Annotated in this window: 16 protein-coding genes; 5 read left to right on the top strand and 11 right to left on the bottom strand. The window is 69.7% G+C overall.

Annotated features, from left to right (window positions below):
• Positions 1-303: 303 nt before the first annotated feature.
• The 3 genes from ACFV0T_RS26020 to ACFV0T_RS26010 all read right to left on the bottom strand — a co-directional run bounded on the left by ACFV0T_RS26020 (position 304) and on the right by ACFV0T_RS26010 (position 2969).
• Positions 304-1410 carry an amidohydrolase family protein gene (locus ACFV0T_RS26020; protein WP_385783649.1) on the bottom strand — a complete coding sequence of 369 codons (1107 nt, stop codon included), beginning with the start codon at positions 1408-1410 and terminating at the stop codon, positions 304-306.
• Positions 1411-1531: 121 nt separating this feature from the next.
• Complete coding sequence (locus ACFV0T_RS26015) at positions 1532-1888, bottom strand: hypothetical protein (protein WP_385783646.1); 357 nt, start codon at positions 1886-1888, stop codon at positions 1532-1534.
• A 94-nt stretch (positions 1889-1982) separates the two neighbouring features.
• Positions 1983-2969, bottom strand: a complete 987-nt coding sequence (locus ACFV0T_RS26010; protein ID WP_385783703.1) for a heme o synthase — start codon at positions 2967-2969, stop codon at positions 1983-1985.
• Between the two features lie 412 nt (positions 2970-3381).
• On the opposite strand from ACFV0T_RS26010, the gene tkt reads away from it, so the two are divergent.
• The 5 genes from tkt to pgl are packed head-to-tail and all read left to right on the top strand — an operon-like array spanning position 3382 to position 10064.
• A complete protein-coding gene (gene tkt / locus ACFV0T_RS26005; RefSeq protein WP_385783643.1) occupies positions 3382-5469 on the top strand; it encodes a transketolase in 2088 nt (695 codons plus the stop codon).
• Between the two features lie 33 nt (positions 5470-5502).
• The gene (tal, locus tag ACFV0T_RS26000) at positions 5503-6621 is read left to right on the top strand and encodes a transaldolase (protein ID WP_385783641.1); all 1119 of its coding nucleotides are present in this window, start codon (positions 5503-5505) and stop codon (positions 6619-6621) included.
• A gap of 4 nt (positions 6622-6625) precedes the next feature.
• Positions 6626-8149 carry a glucose-6-phosphate dehydrogenase gene (gene zwf, locus ACFV0T_RS25995; RefSeq protein ID WP_385783639.1) on the top strand — a complete coding sequence of 508 codons (1524 nt, stop codon included), beginning with the start codon at positions 6626-6628 and terminating at the stop codon, positions 8147-8149.
• Positions 8146-9285, top strand: a complete 1140-nt coding sequence (opcA, locus tag ACFV0T_RS25990) for a glucose-6-phosphate dehydrogenase assembly protein OpcA (RefSeq protein ID WP_385783636.1) — start codon at positions 8146-8148, stop codon at positions 9283-9285. The genes zwf and opcA overlap by 4 nt, the downstream gene beginning before the upstream one ends.
• On the top strand, positions 9282-10064 hold the full coding sequence (gene pgl, locus ACFV0T_RS25985) for a 6-phosphogluconolactonase (RefSeq protein ID WP_385783633.1): 783 nt from the start codon (positions 9282-9284) through the stop codon (positions 10062-10064). Before opcA ends, pgl begins: the two co-directional genes overlap by 4 nt.
• A 30-nt stretch (positions 10065-10094) precedes the next feature.
• On the opposite strand, the gene ACFV0T_RS25980 is transcribed toward pgl, so the two are convergent.
• The 8 genes from ACFV0T_RS25980 to ACFV0T_RS25945 form a co-directional block, all read right to left on the bottom strand.
• Positions 10095-10937, bottom strand: a complete 843-nt coding sequence (locus ACFV0T_RS25980; RefSeq protein WP_385783630.1) for a hypothetical protein — start codon at positions 10935-10937, stop codon at positions 10095-10097.
• A gap of 89 nt (positions 10938-11026) precedes the next feature.
• Positions 11027-12682: a glucose-6-phosphate isomerase gene (gene pgi, locus ACFV0T_RS25975; RefSeq protein WP_385783627.1), complete on the bottom strand. Its 1656-nt coding sequence runs from the start codon at positions 12680-12682 to the stop codon at positions 11027-11029.
• A 214-nt stretch (positions 12683-12896) separates the two neighbouring features.
• A complete protein-coding gene (locus ACFV0T_RS25970) occupies positions 12897-13184 on the bottom strand; it encodes an RNA polymerase-binding protein RbpA (protein ID WP_004002138.1) in 288 nt (95 codons plus the stop codon).
• Between the two features lie 266 nt (positions 13185-13450).
• Entirely contained in the window at positions 13451-13687 is a 237-nt protein-coding gene (gene secG / locus ACFV0T_RS25965; RefSeq protein WP_385783625.1) for a preprotein translocase subunit SecG, read from the bottom strand.
• Positions 13688-13822: 135 nt separating this feature from the next.
• Positions 13823-14599 carry a triose-phosphate isomerase gene (gene tpiA / locus ACFV0T_RS25960; protein ID WP_385783622.1) on the bottom strand — a complete coding sequence of 259 codons (777 nt, stop codon included), beginning with the start codon at positions 14597-14599 and terminating at the stop codon, positions 13823-13825.
• Positions 14600-14605: 6 nt separating this feature from the next.
• Complete coding sequence (locus ACFV0T_RS25955) at positions 14606-15817, bottom strand: phosphoglycerate kinase (protein ID WP_385783620.1); 1212 nt, start codon at positions 15815-15817, stop codon at positions 14606-14608.
• A 124-nt stretch (positions 15818-15941) separates the two neighbouring features.
• Complete coding sequence (gene gap / locus ACFV0T_RS25950) at positions 15942-16952, bottom strand: type I glyceraldehyde-3-phosphate dehydrogenase (protein ID WP_385783618.1); 1011 nt, start codon at positions 16950-16952, stop codon at positions 15942-15944.
• Between the two features lie 190 nt (positions 16953-17142).
• Complete coding sequence (locus ACFV0T_RS25945) at positions 17143-20100, bottom strand: M14 family zinc carboxypeptidase (protein WP_385783615.1); 2958 nt, start codon at positions 20098-20100, stop codon at positions 17143-17145.
• Positions 20101-20173: the final 73 nt, after the last annotated feature.

The following is a 20173-nucleotide window of genomic DNA, read 5'->3' as shown; positions in this document are numbered from 1 at the left end:
GAGCCGGAGGGCTCAAGGAGCCGGAGGGCTCAAGGAGCCGGAGGGCTCAAGGAGCCGGAGGGCTCAAGGAGCCGGAGGGCTCAAGGAGCCGGAGGGCTCAAGGAGCCGGAGGGCTCAAGGAGCCGGAGGGCCCAAGGAGCCGGAGGCCCCAAGGAGCCGGAGGGCCTCAAGAGGTCCGAGGGGCCGGAGGCGCCCAAAAGGTCCAAAAGGCCGGAGGCGCCCAAGGGACCTGAGGCGCAGGACAGCCGGGGAGAGGTCCAGCCGGGAGAGGCCCAGGCGGGCCGGGAGTGTTCCTGCGCCCGGTCACTCCAGCCCGTAGACCCGTCTGGCGTTCCCCGCCGCCACCATCCCGGCCACCCGCTGCGCGTCCGCCGGCGACCACGCCCCCTCGGCCACCCAGGCGCCGAGCACCCGGGCGAGGGCCTCACGGAACAGCCGGGCCCCCACCACGTGCAGTTCGGGCAGCCCCTGGGCCCCGCTGGAGAAGAGGATCTTGCCGAAGGGGGCCAGTTCCAGGATCTCCGCGAGGACGGTCGCGGCCCGGGCCCCGGTGCGTACGAGCGCGGCTCCCGAGTCGGCGTAGACATGCGGGAAGACGCCCGCGAGGTGGGCGGCGTGGCGGTGGTAGGGGTAGCCGTGCAGCAGCACCAGGTCCGTGCCCAGGCCCGCCGTCGCCCGTACGAAGTCGGTGAGCAGCACCGGGTCCGTACGGTCGATGCGCAGCCCCGGCTGGCCGAGCCCGGCGTGCAGTTGCAGCGGCAGCCCGGAGGCGACCGCGATCCACAGCAGATGGCGCAGCAGCACCGGGTCGCTCAGCTCCCCGCCGACCTGGCGTCCGGCCAGCCAGCGGCCCGCCGCGCCGCGCACCTCGCCCGGTCCGGGCGGTTCGGGCGCGAGCGCCAGGCCGTGCCGGACTCCCGCGACCGAGGTGAAGGCGACGGCCTGCGCGGCGGCGCCGTGCACCGCCTCGGCGAGGTTGGCGAGCAGGGCCTCTACGGTGCCGGAGGTGTCGGCGACCTGTTCGGCGAGGAGTTCCAGGCGCACGATCTCGTGCGCGTTCGCGTCACCGGCCGTCGCCATCTCCAGGGGGCCGGTCAGATCGCCGGGCAGCCCGGTGTCGACCAGGTACGTCGTGACGCCGCTGCCGCGCAGCAGCCGGCGGCCCGCCTCCAGTACGCCGAGTTCACGGCGCCGGGCCAGATAGCGGGCGGGCGGGCAGTGCGGTTCCAGGCCCAGCAGCGGGGGGCACCAGCGGCGTACCGCGAACCCGGTCTGGGTGTCGAAGAGGGTGGTGCCCGGCGCGGGCGGGCCCTCGGTGCGGGCCAGCTGGGCCTCGAAGGTGCCGAGGCCCAGCTCCGTTCTCAGTACACCGTGGCAGTACTGGTCCACGAGGGACGGCGTTTCGATCATCCGGACTCCCGCGACTGGACCGTGTCCCCGGACCGTGTCCGCCACGGCCCCTACGGTCCTAACGGGTGAACCGGGCATCAGGTGTTGCTCCGACACACCCCGTGCGAACGCCGGTCGGCGGTCAGCCGTCGCTCGGGCCGCCGATCTGGATCCCGGCCATCCGGGTCCACTCGTACGGTCCGGTCCTCACCTTGGCCGCGAACTCGCCGTCGAACGCCTCGTGGACGGTGATCCCGGACTTCTCCACCGCCTGCTCGGCGACCGCGTAGGAGGGCGCCACCAGGTCGCCCCAGCCACCGTCCTCGCCGACGAGCACGATCCGGGCGCCCCGCTCACCGATGTACGCGACCTGGCCCTCGGCCCCGCCGTGCTCCTTGGAGAAGGCACTGATCCGCTTGGCGAGCTTGGCCGCGGCGCGCTCGGCCCTCGCCGCCCGCTTGGCGTCGGTGCCCTCGTCAACCTGCTTGGTTTCTGCCATGGCCAGGATGCTACCGACGAGTAGATCAATCGGCGACGGGCGGGGTGCGTGGCCTTGACCACGCACCCCGCCCGTACGGAGACCGGCGACGCGCCTATCGGAGGAAGGGGTCCACCGCGACCGCCACGAAGAGGATCGACACATAGGTGATGGACCAGTGGAACAGCCGCATCTCCTTGAGCTTGCCGCCCGTCACCTCGGCCTTCGCCCGGTTCTGCAGGCCGTGCGCCTCCCAGAGCCAGAAGCCGCCGGCCACCAGCGCGACCGCCGTGTAGAACCAGCCCGTGTACCCCAGAGGGGTGAGCAGCAGCGAGACGACGACCATCACCCAGCTGTAGATGACGATCTGCCGCGCGACCACCTTGTTGGAGGCGATGACCGGGAGCATCGGCACGCCCACGCGCGCGTAGTCCTCCTTGACCTTCATGGACAGCGGCCAGTAGTGCGGCGGGGTCCAGAAGAACATGACGAGGAAGAGGATGACCGGCGCCCACGACATGGAGTTCGTGACGGACGACCAGCCGATGAGAACCGGGAGGCACCCGGCGATGCCGCCCCACACGATGTTCTGCGACGTGCGCCGCTTGAGGATCATCGTGTAGACGACCACGTAGAAAAGGAGCGCACCGAGTGACAGCCAGGCCGACAGCCAGTTGACGGTGAGGCCGAACAGCACAGTGGAGACCACCGCGAGGGTGATACCGAAGACCAGACACTCGGCCGGGCTGACCATGCCGGTGACCAACGGACGCTGCGAGGTGCGGTCCATCAGGGCGTCGATGTCGCGATCGATGTACATGTTGAGCGCGTTGGCGCCGCCCGCGGAGAGGAAGCCGCCGAGGCACGTCAGCAGCACCAGTTTGAGGTCGGGTACACCCTGCTGCGCCAGGAACATCACCGGAACGGTGGTGATCAGCAACAGCTCGATGATCCGAGGCTTGGTCAACGCCACGAACGCCTTGACACGGGCCCCGAACGGCCGGTGGCTCGGGTTCTGGCTCGTCCCGGGCTCCCCCATCGCCCGAATGGCATGGGCGGTGCCCCCACCCGCTGGACGGGATTCGACGGCCGTCACGCACACCCCTGACAGAGACATCCCAGCAGGCCTCCCGGTGTGAAGTCCCGGTAAAGGCCCGCGCGTACCACGCCACTGTAGACGTTGCCCAGACCCGGACATTCGCGGGGGTGGGGTCGTGTTGGCGCACATGCTCCGACGTGCGTACACGGGTCCGATCGAGCGCCCGTCCGACGTGCGTACCGGAGCTCGATTGAGCAGTCAGATGAGCGGCTCCGTATTCAGTTGCCGAATGCGATTCGGACCAGTCGGGAGGCGGATCTCCGGGAGTCCCGGCAGTCTGGAATGACTCGAAAAATTGCACGTTCTTACGGGGGTAGGCTCGACAACGGCCGGTGGGCGCCCAGTGCACCGGCAGCCGGTGGGCGCGCGCCCAGAACACCGGTATTCGACATGTGGAGAGGAGCCCTGACCCAGGGTGAGCACCAAGCCGACCACCACAGACCTCGAGTGGACCGAGTTGGACCAGCGGGCCGTCGACACCGCCCGCGTCCTGGCCGCCGATGCCGTACAGAAGGTCGGAAACGGCCATCCGGGTACGGCGATGAGTCTGGCTCCTGCCGCGTACACCCTCTTCCAGAAGGTGATGCGGCACGACCCCGCCGACCCCGAGTGGGTCGGGCGCGACCGCTTCGTGCTGTCCGCCGGCCACTCGTCCCTGACCCTCTACACGCAGCTCTACCTGGCCGGGTTCGGCCTGGAGCTGGACGACCTGAAGTCCTTCCGCACCTGGGGCTCGAAGACCCCGGGTCACCCCGAGTACGGGCACACCAGGGGTGTGGAGACGACGACCGGCCCGCTGGGCCAGGGTGTCGCCAACGCGGTGGGCATGGCGATGGCCGCCCGCTACGAGCGCGGTCTGTTCGACCCGGACGCCCCCCAGGGCGAGTCTCCCTTCGACCACTTCATCTACGCGATCGCCGGGGACGGCTGCCTCCAGGAGGGCATCTCCGCGGAGGCGTCCTCGATGGCCGGCCACCAGGAGCTCGGCAACCTGATCCTCCTGTGGGACGACAACCACATCTCGATCGAGGGCGACACCGAGACGGCCGTGTCCGAGGACACCGTCAAGCGGTACGAGGCCTATGGCTGGCACGTGCAGCGCATCGCCCCGAAGCCGGACGGCGACCTCGACCCGCACGCCATCTACAACGCCATCGAGGCGGCCAAGAAGGTCACCGACAAGCCGTCGTTCATCGCGATGCGCTCGATCATCGCCTGGCCGGCCCCGAACGCGCAGAACACCGAGGCCGCCCACGGCTCGGCGCTCGGCGACGACGAGGTCGCGGCCACCAAGCGCGTCCTCGGCTTCGACCCCGAGAAGTCCTTCGAGGTCGCCGACGAGGTCCTCGACCACACCCGCGGGGCGCTGGAGCGCGGCCGCCAGGCCAAGGCGGAGTGGGAGAAGTCCTTCCAGGAGTGGCGCAACGGCGACGCGGAGCGCGTGGCCGAGTTCGACCGCATCAGCCAGGGGCAGCTGCCCACCGGCTGGGAGGAGAAGATCCCGGTCTTCGAGGCGGGCAAGGGCCTCGCCACCCGCGCCGCGTCCGGCAAGGTCCTCCAGGCTCTCGGCGCCGTGATCCCCGAGCTGTGGGGCGGCTCCGCCGACCTGGCCGGCTCGAACAACACGACGATCGACAAGGACAGCTCGTTCCTGCCGGCGGACAATCCGCTGCCGGAGGCCGACCCGTACGGCCGTACGATCCACTTCGGTATCCGCGAGCACTCCATGGCCGCGGAGATGAACGGCATCACGCTGCACGGCAACACCCGTGTCTACGGCGGCACCTTCCTGGTGTTCTCCGACTACATGCGCAACTCCGTGCGTCTGTCGGCCCTGATGCACCTGCCGGTGACGTACGTGTGGACGCACGACTCCATCGGTCTCGGCGAGGACGGCCCCACGCACCAGCCGGTCGAGCACCTGGCCGCGCTGCGCGCCATCCCGGGCCTGAACGTGGTCCGTCCGGGTGACGCCAACGAGACCGCCATCGCCTGGCGCGAGATCCAGAAGCGCTGGACGAAGGAGTTCGGCAAGGGCGCCCCGCACGGTCTGGCGCTGACCCGCCAGGGTGTGCCGACGTACGAGCCGAACGAGGACGCGGCCAAGGGCGGCTACGTGCTGTTCGAGGCCGAGGGCGGCGAGCCCCAGGTCGTCCTGATCGCCACCGGTTCCGAGGTGCACGTCGCCGTCGAGGCGCGCGAGCAGCTCCAGGCCGACGGTGTACCGACCCGGGTCGTCTCCATGCCGTGCGTGGAATGGTTCGAGGAGCAGGACCAGGGGTACCGGCACAGCGTCCTGCCGCCGTCCGTGAGGGCGCGTGTCGCGGTGGAGGCAGGTGTCGGTCTGACCTGGCACAAGTACGTGGGCGACGCCGGTCGCATCGTTTCGCTGGAGCACTTCGGTGCGTCCGCCGACGCCAAGGTCCTTTTCCGCGAGTTCGGCTTCACCGCCGAGAACGTGGCCGCGAAGGCGCGGGAATCCCTCGCCGACGCCCAGCGCTGACGCTCAATTCGACACGTAGGAGATGCATTTTCCATGACAGACGCACTGAAGCGCCTCTCCGATGAGGGCGTCGCGATCTGGCTGGACGACCTGTCGCGCAAGCGGATCACGTCCGGCAACCTCGCCGAGCTGATCGACCAGCAGCACGTCGTCGGCGTCACCACCAACCCGTCGATCTTCCAGAAGGCGATCAGCAGCGGCGACGGTTACGAGCAGCAGCTCACCGACCTCGCCGCCCGCAAGGTCACCGTCGAAGAGGCCATCCGCATGATCACGACGGCGGACGTCCGTGACGCCGCCGACATCCTGCGCCCGGTCTTCGACGCCACCGCGGGCCAGGACGGCCGGGTCTCCATCGAGGTCGACCCGCGCCTGGCCCACAACACCGCGGCGACCGTGGCCGAGGCCAAGCAGCTGGCCTGGCTCGTCGACCGTCCCAACACCCTCATCAAGATCCCGGCCACCAGGGCGGGCCTCCCGGCGATCACCGAGGTCATCGGCCTCGGTATCAGCGTCAACGTCACGCTGATCTTCTCCCTCGAGCGCTACCGCGAGGTGATGGACGCCTACCTCTCCGGCCTGGAGAAGGCCAAGGAGCGCGGCCTGGACCTGTCGAAGATCCAGTCGGTGGCGTCCTTCTTCGTGTCCCGCGTGGACACGGAGATCGACAAGCGGATCGACGCCCTGGGCACCGACGCGGCCAAGGCCGCCCGCGGCAAGGCGGGCGTCGCCAACGCCCGGCTCGCCTACCAGGCGTACGAGGAGGTCTTCTCCTCGGCCCGCTGGCTGGCCCTCGACAAGGCGCAGGCGAACAAGCAGCGCCCGCTGTGGGCCTCGACGGGTGTCAAGGACCCGGCGTACAAGGACACCCTGTACGTCGTGGACCTGGTGGCGCCGAACACGGTGAACACCATGCCGGAGGCCACGCTGGAGGCCACCGAGGACCACGGCGAGGTCCGTGGCGACACGATCGCCGGTACGTACGAGCAGGCCCGCGCCGAACTCGACGCGGTCGAGAAGCTCGGCATCTCGTACGACGACGTGGTCCAGCTGCTGGAGGACGAGGGCGTCGACAAGTTCGAGACGTCCTGGAACGACCTGCTCAAGTCGACCGAGGCGGAGCTTGCGCGCCTCGCCCCTTCGGAGGGCTGAAACGTTGTCAAGCAGCAACCCGCTGCGTGACCCCGCCGACCGACGGCTCCCGCGTATCGCGGGGCCGTCGGGCCTGGTCATCTTCGGCGTAACCGGCGACCTGTCGCGCAAGAAGCTGATGCCCGCCGTCTACGACCTCGCCAACCGCGGGCTGCTGCCGCCGGGCTTCTCGCTCGTCGGCTTCGCGCGCCGCGAGTGGCAGCACGAGGACTTCGCTGCCGAGGTCCACGACGCCGTCAAGGAGCACGCCCGGACGCCGTTCCGCGAGGAGGTCTGGCAGCAGCTCATCCAGGGGATGCGCTTCGTCCAGGGCACCTTCGACGACGACGACGCCTTCGAGCGGCTGCGCGGCACGATCGAGGAGCTCGACAAGGCACAGGGGACGGGCGGCAACTTCGCCTTCTACCTCTCCGTGCCGCCGCGCTCCTTCCCGGTGGTCATCCAACAGCTGAAGAAGCACGGTCTCGCCGAGCAGACGGGCGGCTCCTGGCGGCGCGCGGTCATCGAGAAGCCGTTCGGCCACGACCTGAAGTCGGCCGAGGACCTCAACAAGGTCGTGCACGAGGTCTTCGGCTCGGACCAGGTCTTCCGCATCGACCACTACCTGGGCAAGGAAACCGTCCAGAACATCCTGGCCCTGCGGTTCGCCAACACGATGTTCGAGCCGATCTGGAACCGGTCCTTCGTGGACCACGTGCAGATCACCATGGCCGAGGACATCGGCATCGGCGGCCGGGCCGGCTACTACGACGGCATCGGCGCCGCCCGTGACGTCATCCAGAACCACCTGCTCCAGCTCATGGCCCTGACGGCCATGGAGGAGCCCGCCTCCTTCGACGCGGACGCGCTGGCCGCGGAGAAGACCAAGGTGCTCGGCGCGGTGAGGCTGCCCAAGGACCTGGGCAAGGACACCGTGCGCGGCCAGTACGCGGCCGGCTGGCAGGGTGGCGAGAAGGTCATCGGCTACCTCCAGGAAGACGGTATCGACGCCAAGTCGAAGACCGACACCTATGCCGCGATCAAGGTGGGCATCGACAACCGCCGCTGGGCGGGCGTGCCGTTCTACCTCAGGACCGGCAAGCGCCTGGGCCGCCGCGTCACGGAGATCGCGGTCGTCTTCCAGCGGGCGCCGCACTCCCCCTTCGACACGACGGCCACCGAGGAACTGGGCCAGAACGCGATCGTGATCCGCGTCCAGCCCGACGAGGGCGTCACCGTCCGCTTCGGGTCCAAGGTGCCGGGTACGTCGATGGAGATCCGGGACGTGTCCATGGACTTCGCCTACGGCGAGTCGTTCACGGAGTCCAGCCCGGAGGCGTACGAGCGGCTCATCCTGGACGTCCTGCTCGGCGACTCCAACCTCTTCCCGCGCACCGAGGAGGTCGAGCTCTCCTGGGAGATCCTCGACCCGATCGAGCGGTACTGGGACAAGCACGGCAAGCCGGCCCAGTACCCGGCCGGTACGTGGGGTCCCGTCGAGGCGGACCAGATGCTCGAGCGAGACGGACGGAGCTGGCGCCGGCCATGAAAATAGACCTGACGGACACCACCGCCAGCAAGATCAACAAGGCGCTGGTCCAGGGCCGCCGAGCCATCGGCACCCCCGCCGTCGGCATGGTGCTCACCCTGGTCATCGTCACCGACGAGGAGAATGCCTACGACGCCCTGAAGGCCGCCAACGACGCGTCGCGCGAGCACCCCTCACGCACGCTCGTGGTCATCAGGCGGGTCTCCCGCTCGCCCCGCGACCGTACGAAGTCCCGCCTCGACGCCGAGGTGCGGGTGGGCGCCGACGCGGGCACCGGCGAGACGGTCGTCCTGCGGCTGTACGGCGAGGTCGCCGACCACGCCCAGTCGGTGGTGCTGCCGCTGCTGCTGCCCGACGCCCCCGTGGTGGTCTGGTGGCCGGCGAACGCGCCTCTGGACCCGGCCAACGACCCGCTGGGCGCGCTCGCGCAGCGCCGGGTCACCGACACCTACGCCGCCGAGCAGCCGGTGCGGGAGCTGTCCGCCCGTGCCGACACCTACGCGCCCGGCGACACGGACCTGTCGTGGACCCGCATCACGCCCTGGCGTTCGATGCTGGCCGCGGCCCTGGACCAGGTCGTCTGCGAGGTCACGGCCGTCGAGGTGGAGGGCGAGGAGTTCAACCCGAGCTGTGAGCTGCTCGCCATGTGGCTCGCGGACCGGCTGGACGTTCCCGTCAAGCGCTCCCTGTCGTCCGGCCCCGGCCTGACGGCGGTCCGCCTGGACACCGACCACGGCCCGATCGCCCTCGACCGCGCGGACGGCGCTCTCGCCACGCTGTCGATCGACGGTCAGCCGGACCGCGCGGTGGCGCTCAAGCGCCGGGAGACCGCCGAGCTGATCGCGGAGGAGCTGCGCCGGCTCGACCCGGACGACACGTACGCCTCGGCGCTGCGGTTCGGCGTGGACCGGCTCAACGAGTCGTCGGCTTCCGCGGCGCAGGACGTGGCCGCCCGCTCGGCGACGGGAAAGTCCGAGGCGGAGGCTGCCGAGCCGAAGAAGTCCGAGGCGGAGAAATCCGAGGCGGAGAAATCCGAGGCGCAGGGGTCCGCGGCCGCGGAGTCCGGGCATGCCGCCGGGCCGGCGAAGAAGGCGGCCGCCCCGAAGGCTCCGGCGAAGAAGGCGGCGGCGAAGTGAACACTCCCCAGCTGGTCGTGCACCACGACAAGGAACTGATGGCACAGGCCGCCGCGGCCCGTCTCATCACGAAGATCGTGGACGCACAGGCCTCCCGGGGTTCGGCGTCCGTGGTCCTCACGGGCGGCCGCAACGGCAACGGGCTGCTGGCCGCGCTGGCCGCGCAGCCGGCCCGGGACGCCATCGACTGGGGCCATCTCGACCTGTGGTGGGGCGACGAGCGGTTCCTGCCCGAGGGCGACCCCGAGCGCAATGTCACGCAGGCCCGTGAGGCGCTGCTGGACTCCGTGCCGCTGGACCCGAAGCGCGTGCACGCCATGCCCGCGTCGGACGGTCCCCACGGCACGGACGTGGAAGCGGCGGCGGCCGCCTACGCGGAGGAGCTGGCCCGCGCGGCCGGCCCCGAGAACCACGGCGCGGTGCCGACCTTCGACGTCCTGATGCTGGGCGTCGGCCCGGACACCCATGTGGCCTCGCTCTTCCCGGAGCTGCCCGCCGTGCGGGAGACCGAGCGCACGGTGGTCGGCGTGCACGGCGCGCCCAAGCCCCCGCCCACCCGGGTCACCCTCACCCTCCCGGCGATCCGGGCGGCCCGTGAGGTGTGGCTGCTGGCGGCCGGCGAGGACAAGGCGAACGCCGCGGCGATCGCCCTGTCGGGCGCGGGTGAGATCCAGGCCCCGGCGGCCGGCGCGTACGGCCGACAGCGCACCCTGTGGCTGCTGGACGCGGCGGCGGCCTCCCAGCTGCCGCGCTCGCTGTACCCGCCGGCGTCACCCTGACGGCCGATTCGGCGCCTGGGACCCGTACGGTCAACGACCGTACGGGTCCCGGCCGTTGTAGGGGTTCCTCGCGGGCGAGGGCGCCGGGTACGGGTTCCCCTGGGGGTGTCCCTGTCGCGGTACGTACGCCGGCGGCAGCGTCGCCGGGTGCGCGCGGAGCCGGATGCCGTAGCGCCGCCTGAGCCGGCCCATCTCCAGCAGGGAGATGGCCGTGACCGTGACCGGGGCGCCCAGGATGAAGACGACGCCCAGCTTGAGGCTGAGGCCGTGCAGGTCGCCGGTGACGAGGTCGGGGACGGCCATCAGCCAGGTCGTCACGATGGCCAGCAGCGGTGGCAGGGCGCGGTGCACCGCCGCGGTGCCGAAGAAGTTCGCCGTGATGCGCAGCGCCCCGGCGCCCACGAACCCGACCATCCACAGCGCCAGGAAGCCGAGCGGAATGATCGCGAGGCCGCCCGTCGAGCTCGCGCTCTGGAGCAGCAGGACCGTCGCGACCACCGAGCCGACGAAGAGCAGCAGCAGCTTGAGCGCGTTGAGCAGGGGTGAGCGCAGCTGGCGTACCGTGCCGTCGCGCCGCCAGACGTAGAGCATCGCCCCGACCGTCAACGGCGTGATGAGCAGCAGCACTCCGGCGGCGACCAGCGTGTTCTGCAGCATCTCCGTGAAGGCGAAGCCGCCTTCGACGAAGGTGTACACGCCGATGGCGGCGACCGCTCCCGCGGCGACCCGGACGCGCTTGAGCCGCTCCACGGACGGGTCCAGCGACTCCGGGATCCACGCGGGGTGGAACAGTGCCCGTGCCACGTGATGGGGCTTGAAGAAGGACCTGCTTCGCAGCGTGCCGTCCGTCCAACTCCCTCTCGAACCAGCCACCTTGCACTCCCCCGAGTCATGGCTTCATGATCGCCGGGGAGTCTACGGGAAACGGACGGCTCGGCGCCGCCCGCTTCCCGTATCGGTGCTCAGCGCCGGCCGCGCAGCCCCCGGTACGTGGCGACCAGGGCCTGGGTGGACGCGTCCAGTCCGGGCACGTCCGCGCCCTCGGTCAGGGCCGGTTCGATCCGCTTGGCCAGGACCTTGCCGAGCTCCACGCCCCACTGGTCGAAGGAGTCGATGTTCCACACCGCGCCCTGGACGAACACCTTGTGCTCGTAGAGCGCGATCAGCTGGCCGAGGACCGACGGGGTCAGTTCGCGCGCCAGGATCGTGGTGGTGGGGTGGTCGCCCCGGAACGTCTTGTGCGCCACCAGTTCCTCGGGCACGCCCTCCGCCCGTACCTCTTCGGGGGTCTTGCCGAAGGCCAGCGCCTGTGTCTGGGCGAAGAAGTTGGCCATCAGCAGGTCGTGCTGTGCCTTGAGTCCGTCGCTCAGTTCGGAGACCGGTTCGGCGAAGCCGATGAAGTCCGCCGGGATGAGCTTCGTGCCCTGGTGGATCAACTGGTAGTAGGCGTGCTGCCCGTTGGTGCCGGGCGTGCCCCACACCACCGGCCCGGTCTGCCAGTCGACCTTCCGTCCCTGCCGGTCGACGGACTTGCCGTTGGACTCCATGTCCAGCTGCTGGAGGTAGGCGGTGAACTTGGAGAGGTAGTGCGAGTAGGGCAGCACCGCGTGCGACTGGGCGTCGTGGAAGTTGCCGTACCAGATGCCCAGCAGGCCGAGCAGCAGCGGCGCGTTGGCCTCGGCGGGCGCGGTGCGGAAGTGCTCGTCGACGAGGTGGAAGCCGTCGAGCATCTCGCGGAACCGGTCCGGGCCGATGGCGATCATCAGCGACAGGCCGATGGCGGAGTCGTACGAGTAGCGGCCGCCGACCCAGTCCCAGAACTCGAACATGTTGGCCGTGTCGATGCCGAACCCGGACACCTTCTCGGCGTTCGTCGACAGCGCGACGAAGTGCTTGGCGACGGCCTCCGGACCGGCGTCCAGGCCGGTCAGCAGCCAGTCGCGGGCCGAGGTGGCGTTGGTGATGGTCTCGATGGTGGTGAACGTCTTCGACGCGATGACGAACAGCGTCTCCGCCGGGTCGAGGTCACGGGTGGCCTCGTGCAGGTCGGCGCCGTCGACGTTGGAGACGAAGCGGAGGGTCAGCTCGCGGTCGGTGCCTGCGCGCAGCACCTCGTACGCCATCGCCGGGCCGAGGTCGGAGCCGCCGATGCCGACGTTGACGACGTTCTTGATGCGCTTGCCGGTGTGGCCGGTCCACTCGCCCGAGCGGACCCGGTCCGCGAAGGCGGCCATCTTGTCGAGGACGGCGTGCACGGCGGGGACGACGTTCTCGCCGTCGACCTCGACCACCGCGTCCCGCGGGGCGCGCAGCGCGGTGTGCAGCACCGCCCGGTCCTCGGTGGTGTTGATCTTCTCGCCACGGAACATGGCGTCCCGCAGTCCGGACACGTCGGTGGCGGCGGCCAGCTCACGCAGCAGCCGCAGCGTCTCGTCGTTGACGAGGTGCTTGGAGTAGTCGATGTACAGGTCGCCGACCTGGAGCGTGTATCCGCTGCCCCGGCCGGGATCGGCGGCGAACAGATCCCGCAGACGGGTGTCGGCGAGCTCCTCGCGGTGCTTGGCCAGAGCGGTCCACTCGGGCGTCTGGTTGAGCCTGGTACGGCCGTCTGCGTTCATATCCGACTTCAGCCTTCTTTCCTGCCTGTCCCTGCTGCGTACCTTGCCCCGCTGCCGCTTCCAACCTAATTGATCAATCGAGCGGCGGCGCAACTACAGGTACGTCCGGCTGACGCGTTGGTGTCAGCCAGGTGATGGAACAGGACGGAGAAGGCATCAGGTCCGGGCGGACACCTCGCGATGTCCGGCCGGAGCCCGGGTCCTTGGACCAGTCCTAGATCTCGCCGCGCAGTTTGGCGAGCGCCTCGGCGAGGATCGCCTCGCCGTCCGCGTCGCTGCGCCGCTCGCGCACATAGGCGAGGTGCGTCTTGTAGGGCTCGGTGCGCGGCGGGTCCGGGGGGTTGTCCCGGTCCTGGCCGGCCGGGAAGCCGCAGCGCGGGCAGTCCCAGGTATCGGGCACCTGTGCGTCGCTGGCGAAGCTGGGCTGCGTCTCATGCCCGTTGGAGCACCAGAAGGAGATGCGCAGCCGCGGCGCTGACTCGCCGCGCTCGGCCTCGCCCATCGGCCCCGCCCCGACCCGGCTTCCTCGGATCGCGTTGCCACTTGCCACGGTGTAACTCCCTGCGTGATGGTGCCGCGAAGCGAGTCGGCGTTTCGCTTCGCTGCGAGCGCCTCAGTCTACGTAAGGCCCAACGCGCGTCCAGTGCTTGGAGTTACAGCCCCCATACCTAGACGCAAGCCCCATGATAGGCCGCGCTCAGTTGCGCGTACCGAACATGGGGCCTTACGCGCGAAATGTGCTCGCGCGCTTCGTCGGTCAGCTGTCGATCAGCTGTTGCCCTTCATCAGGATGCCGAGCACGATGATCGACGCGAACCACAGCACACCCAGGACCACGGTGATGCGGTCGAGGTTGCGCTCGGCGACCGAGGAGCCGCCGACGGATGACTGCATGCCGCCACCGAACATGTCGGAGAGGCCGCCGCCCTTCCCCTTGTGCATCAGCACGAGCAGCATCAGCAGCAGGCTGAAGACGATCAGGGCGATCGAGAACCCCAAAACCACGGCTGGACCAACTTCCTCGGAACTGGATGGACGACTGGGGCCGGACTCGGAAGGAGTCCGGCCCCAGCTAGGGTACGACGGATCGCCGCTACCGCATACTCACTGATCGACCCGCTGGTCGACCGGCCGGTCGGCTCACTGGTCGCGGAAGCGGACGATCTTGACGAACTCGTCGACGTCCAGCGAGGCACCGCCGACCAGGGCGCCGTCGATGTCGGCCTTCGCCATGATCTCGGCGACGTTGCCCGACTTCACGGAGCCGCCGTACTGGATGCGGACCTTGTCGGCCAGCTCCTGCGTGTACAGCTCGGCGATCTTGCCGCGGATGGCCGCGCAGACCTCCTGGGCGTCGTCGGCGCCGCAGACCTTGCCGGTGCCGATGGCCCAGACGGGCTCGTAGGCGATCACGACGGACTCGGCCTGCTCGGCCGTGAGGTCCTTCAGACCGCCCTCGACCTGCGCGAGGGTGTGGGAGACGTGGTTGCCCGCCTCGCGGACGTCCAGCTCCTCCCCGACGCACAGGATCGGGGTCAGGCCGTGCTTGAAGGCGGCCTTGGCCTTGGCGTTCACGACCTCGTCGGTCTCGTTGTGGTACTGGCGGCGCTCGGAGTGGCCGACGACCACGTACGTGCACTTCAGCTTGGCCAGCATCGAGCCCGAGATCTCGCCGGTGTAGGCACCGGAGTCGTGCGCCGAGAGGTCCTGGGCGCCGTAGTTGATCCTGAGCTTGTCGCCGTCGACCAGCGTCTGCACGGAACGCAGGTCGGTGAAGGGCGGCAGGACGGTGACCTCGACGGCGTCGTAGTCCTTGTCGGCCAGGGCGAAGGCGAGCTTCTGGACGTGGGCGATGGCCTCGAGGTGGTTGAGGTTCATCTTCCAGTTGCCCGCCATCAGCGGCGTGCGAGTGGTCATGCGGGGTCAGTCCTCCAGTGCGGCGAGGCCGGGGAGCGTCTTGCCCTCGAGGTATTCGAGGGAGGCGCCGCCGCCGGTCGAGATGTGGCCGAATGCCGACTCGTCGAAGCCCAGGATGCGGACGGCCGCGGCGGAGTCGCCACCGCCGACGACCGTGAAGGCCGGGGAGTCGATGAGGGCCTGGGCGACCGCCTTGGTGCCCTCGGCGTAGTCGGGGTGCTCGAAGACGCCCATGGGGCCGTTCCAGAAGACGGTGGCCGCGTCGGCGAGCTTCGAGGCGTACAGCTTGCGGGTCTCCGGACCGATGTCCAGACCCTCCTGGTCGGCCGGGATGGCGTCCGCGGCGACGGTGGTGGGGTGGGCCGGGGCCTTCGTCTTCAGGTCCGGGAACTCCGAGGAGACGAGGACGTCGACCGGCAGCACGAGCTCGACGCCGGTCTTCGCCGCGCGCTCGATGTACTCCTTGACGGCCGGGACCTGGTCCTCCTGGAGGAGGGAGATGCCGACCTCGTGGCCCTGGGCCTTGAGGAAGGTGTAGGCCATGCCGCCCCCGATGAGCAGCCGGTCGGCCTTGTCGAGCAGCTGGTCGATGACGGCGAGCTTGTCGGAGACCTTGGCGCCGCCGAGGGCGACGACGTACGGGCGCTCGACGTCGTCGGTGAGCTTCTTCAGGACGGCGACCTCGGTGGCGATGAGGTAGCCGGCGTAGTGCGGCAGGCGGGCCGGCAGGTCGTACACGGAGGCGTGCTTGCGGTGCACCGCGCCGAAGCCGTCGCCGACGTAGACGTCGGCCAGGGCGGCGAGCCGGTCGGCGAACTCGCCGCGCTCGGTGTCGTCCTTGGCGGTCTCGCCGGGGTTGAAGCGCAGGTTCTCGATGACCGCGACCTGGCCGGGCTGGAGGCCGTCGACGGCGTCGTGGGCGGCGGGGCCGACCGTGTCCTGGGCGAACGCGACCGGCGCGCCCAGGAGTTCGGCGAGCCGCTCGGCTGCGGCGAGCAGCGAGAAGGCCGGGTCCGGGGCGCCCTTGGGGCGGCCCAGGTGCGAGGCGACGACCACCTTGGCGCCCGCGTCGGCGAGGGCCTTGACGGTGGGCAGGACGGCCCGGATACGGCCGTCGTCGGTGATGAGGCCGTCGGCCATCGGCACGTTGAGGTCGGCGCGGACGAAGACCCGCTTGCCGTCCACTCCGGCGGCGAGGAGTTCGTCGATCGTCTTCATGAAGGGGACTCCCGAGAGGGCTCGTGATCGAAAGTGGGCTGTTCTGCACGCGAGTCAGGGCTCGGACAGCGCGTCCGTGCGCTGCCCGAGCCCTGTGCTCACACCGAGGTGCCTGTTTCGGCGATCAGAGCTGGTCGCCGACGAAGACCGTCAGGTCGACGAGGCGGTTGGAGTAGCCCCACTCGTTGTCGTACCAGCCGAGGATCTTCACCGAGTTGCCCTCCTGGACCATGGTCAGGGAGGAGTCGAAGGTGCAGGAGGCCGGGTCGCCGACGATGTCCGAGGAGACGATCGGGTCCTCGGTGTACGCCAGGTAGCCCTTGAGGTCGCCGTCCTCGGAGGCCTTCTTGAACGCGGCGTTGACCTCGTCCTTGGTGACCTCGCGCTGGAGCGTCACGACCAGGTCGGTGGCCGAGCCGGTCGGGACCGGGACGCGCATCGCGATGCCGTCCAGCTTGCCCTTGAGCTGCGGGAGGACCAGAGCGGTGGCCTTCGCGGCACCGGTCGTGGTCGGGATGATGTTCTCGGCGGCGGCGCGGGCGCGGCGCAGGTCCGAGTGCGGGAAGTCCAGGATGCGCTGGTCGTTGGTGTACGCGTGGACCGTCGTCATCAGGCCCTTGACGATGCCGAAGTTCTCGTCGAGAACCTTGGCCATCGGCGCCACACAGTTGGTGGTGCAGGAGGCGTTGGAGATGATGTTGTGCTTCGACGCGTCGTACTTGTCCTGGTTGACGCCCATCACGATGGTGATGTCCTCGTCCTTGGCCGGAGCCGAGATGAGGACCTTCTTGGCGCCGCCGGCGAGGTGCTTCTCGGCGTCGGCCTTCTTCGTGAAGATGCCCGTCGACTCGATGACGATGTCGACGCCCAGCTCGCCCCACGGGATGTCCGCGGGGTTGCGCTCGGACAGGACCTTGATGGTGTGGCCGTCGACCGTGATCGTGTCGGCGGTGTGCGTCACCTCGGCCTTGAGGCGGCCCAGGATGGTGTCGTACTTCAGCAGGTGAGCAGTGGTCGCGGTGTCACCCAGGTCGTTGACAGCCACGATCTCGATGTCAGCACCCTGCTCCAGCAGCGCGCGGAAGTAGTTACGACCGATGCGGCCAAAGCCGTTGATGCCTACGCGGATCGTCACGAACCGATCTCCTCGTTGGTACGCCGGTTTCGACACCGGCGATCTGTATGGGATGTCCCCGACCGCCTACGACCCTACCCCCCTGAGGCCCCCGGAGTGACATTGAGATGCCCCATACACGGCGAGGCGGTCCGTACCCACCAGTAGGGGTACGGACCACCCGCTCCGATCATGCAATCGTCACCCGGTGTCACCCGCCGAGTGCCGTGAGCGCCTTGCCGATCAGGGCCTTGCGGTCGGCCGCCGCGGTGACGTGCTCCAGGCCGAAGCCCAGCAGCACCGTGTCGTCCGTGGTGACCGCTCCGTAGGTACGGAACAACACACCTGTGCGCGCCCAGTCCTTGAGGACGGCCGGGCTGCCCGCGGGCGGTCCGGCGACCCGCCAGACGCCCAGGGACGTCTCGAAGCCCTCGGTCCCGGTGGACGTGCCGCCGACGACGAGCGAGGCCTCGTCGGCGAGGACGCCGTGACCACCGCTGCCCGGGTCGGTGACGTAACTGATCGACACCTCGACGGACTTGCCGGCGTACGCGCTCAGGTCGAAGTTCACCTGCTGCCAGCCGTCGGAGGCGCCGGTGAGGGCGTTCCAGGAGCCGCTGGTGCCGGTCGCGGTGCAGTCGTTCGCCGCCAGGGTCAGGTAGTGCCGCAGCCAGGGGTGCTCACCGATGTAGAAGCCGGCCCCGCACTCCGCCGGCACCGCGGTGCCGGTGGCGCCGCCCGCCTCGGGGAGCGTCGTCCAGTCCTCGGCGCCCACGGTGTGCGCCTCGACCAGGGCGTTGTCGTAGCCCGGCTCGGTGTCCCACAGCAGCCGGCTGCTCAGGGTGGGCCGGTCGGCCGCGCTGACCCCGGTGAGGTCGATGGTGCGCGTGAGCCGCTTGTAGGCGTCGTCGGTGTGGACCGCGGCCGCCATGGCGGAGCCCGCGTACGGCCCGTACGGGTTGACGGTGCCGACGAACTGGCCCGCGCCCGCGCTCGCGAACTGCGGATACGTGGCGGTGGGCAGTTCGTCCGAGGTGACGCCGTAGGTGCCCGCCCGGTCCAGCGGGTTGCCGGTCGCGGGGCCGAGCGCGCCGCCGGAGCCGGTCAGGTCGCCGGAGCCGGTGAAGCCGGTGGCGCCGGGGGTCGACGTGCGCGAGTAGGCGCCCAGGTAGTACTGGCTGAAGTCGTTCGACGGGGTCCCGTCACCGAGGTCGACGCTGCCGCCGGCCAGTTCGCCCGCCTCGATCAGCTTGCCGCCCTCGTTGAGGAAGGCACGCAGTTGGAGCTGGGTGGGATTGCCCGGCGTCTTCGCGCCCGTGTAGTGGACGACCGTCCGGAAGTGGTCCAGCACGCCGAGCGCGTCGGGCGCGCCCTGGGTGGCGACGTCCCAGACGATCGCCTTGCGACCGTTGGCCTTCAGCGCGTCCACGTACGTCTGCGCCTGCGTGGCGGCCGCGCCCTCCTCGGCGACGACGAGCGTGTCGGCCTTGGCCCGCTCGGCCACGGTGTACGTGAAGTGCGTGCTGGAGACCTTCTTGCCGCTCTTGGTCTCGCCGGTGAACCACACCTCGACCCGGTCGCCCGGTACGCCGTCCTGGACCTTGGCCCGGTACTCGTCGAAGTGGAGGTTGTCCTCACCGCCGTAGGTCTCACCGCCCTTCCAGGGCTTGAGCGCCTGGTCGAGCGTGCGACCGCCGTTGACGCGGTACTTGAGCTCCTTGTCGCGTATCGCCTTGCGGACGACGACGGAGATCTCCTGGTCGGCGCCGCGCGAGTACGACGTCGAGAACGCGGCCGGGGTGAAGTCGGCGGCGTTCAGGCCGACCGAGGACGACGGCTGGTCGGGGTGGGCGGCGCTCTCGGCGACGGAGAGCGCGAACGGGACGTTCTTGGCGAACTCCTGCTGGATCAGCTTCTCGTCGTCCGGGAAGTTGAAGCCCGACTGGCAGTCGGAGGCGTTCCAGGCGTCCGCCGGGTCGAGGTTCGACGCGGTCTGGCAGGTCGACATCTCGGGGGTGAACATCGACATGCCGTTGACGTTGCCGGCGTGGCCGTCCGCCTCGCCGTTGGTGGTGTACAGCTCCGAGGAGACCTGCGGGTGGTAGCCGGGGATCGCGGAGTTGTCGGGGGTGCCCGCGAGCGCCTTGTAGACGACGTCGTCCGGGGTCGGGGTGGCGACCTGCCAGCCGACGCCGTAGAGGAGGAGTTCGGCGGCGGAGTGGTAGTTGATGCCGTACGCGAAGTCGATGCGCTTCTCGAACGCGTCCAGCGCCTTGGTCTCGGGCTCGGAGCCCGGGGCCGCGCCGCGGTAGGTCTCGCTGGTCGGGTTGGGGGACGAACCCTCGTCGTCGTAGCCCCACTTGTAGGCGAAGTTGCGGTTGAGGTCGACGCCGTCGCCGGTGCTGATGGCGCCGTCGCCGTTGACGTCCCGCAGGTTCTTGCGCCACAGGCGGTTGTCGGTGCTCTGGAACGTGTAGTCGTAGCCGTCGGGGTTGGCCGACAGGACGAACCACAGCTCGGTGGAGTCGACGATCTTCTTGACCCGCTGGTCGGTCTTGTAGTTGTCCAGGTAGTAGTGGAGCAGCCGCCTGGTCATCTCCGGCGTGATCCACTCGCGCGCGTGCTGGTTGGACATGTACAGCACGGAGGGCTTGGAGCCGTCCTGGGACTTCTTGGCGCCCTTGGTCAGTTTGACCGCGAGGATGTCCTGCCCACCGATCGTCTTGCCGATGGAGACGACCTTGGTGAGGTCGGGGTTCTCCTGACCGGTCCTGACGATCTCCTCCTTCAGGCCGCCGCTGCCGCTGTACGGGCGGAACACGCCCTCGGCGGCGGCCTCGACGCGGTTCTCGGCCCTGGCCGAGAGGGTGTGCTCGGTGAGGTCGACGCCCTGCTTCTCGAGCTTCTTCGCCTGGTCGTCGGTGAGGTAGACCTCGACGTCGGCCGTGCCCGTGTCGGGTGCCTGTTCGCCGAGTTCGTGGCCGTCCTGTCCGGCGGCCAGCAACAGGGGTATCTGCTTCTTGGTGACTTCGGCGCGGTAGACCTTGACCTCGTCCGGGTCGGACTGGGCCGCCGGATCTCCGGTCCGTGCCTGGGCGATGGGTGCGATGCTCGCTCCGCCGATCAGGAGCGCGCCGACAGCGAGGATCGATCTCGCTCTGTGTCTCATGAACCCCCCTAGCAGTGGTCCGCCACAACGGCGAACACATGCCAGGCTCATGACAGTTCATGATCGAGTCAAG

Source organism: Streptomyces sp. NPDC059582 (assembly GCF_042735715.1).
Taxonomy (GTDB): Bacteria; Actinomycetota; Actinomycetes; order Streptomycetales; family Streptomycetaceae; genus Streptomyces.
The sequence above is the reverse complement of the archived record's forward strand: the minus strand, read 5'-3'. Positions and strand labels throughout refer to the sequence as shown.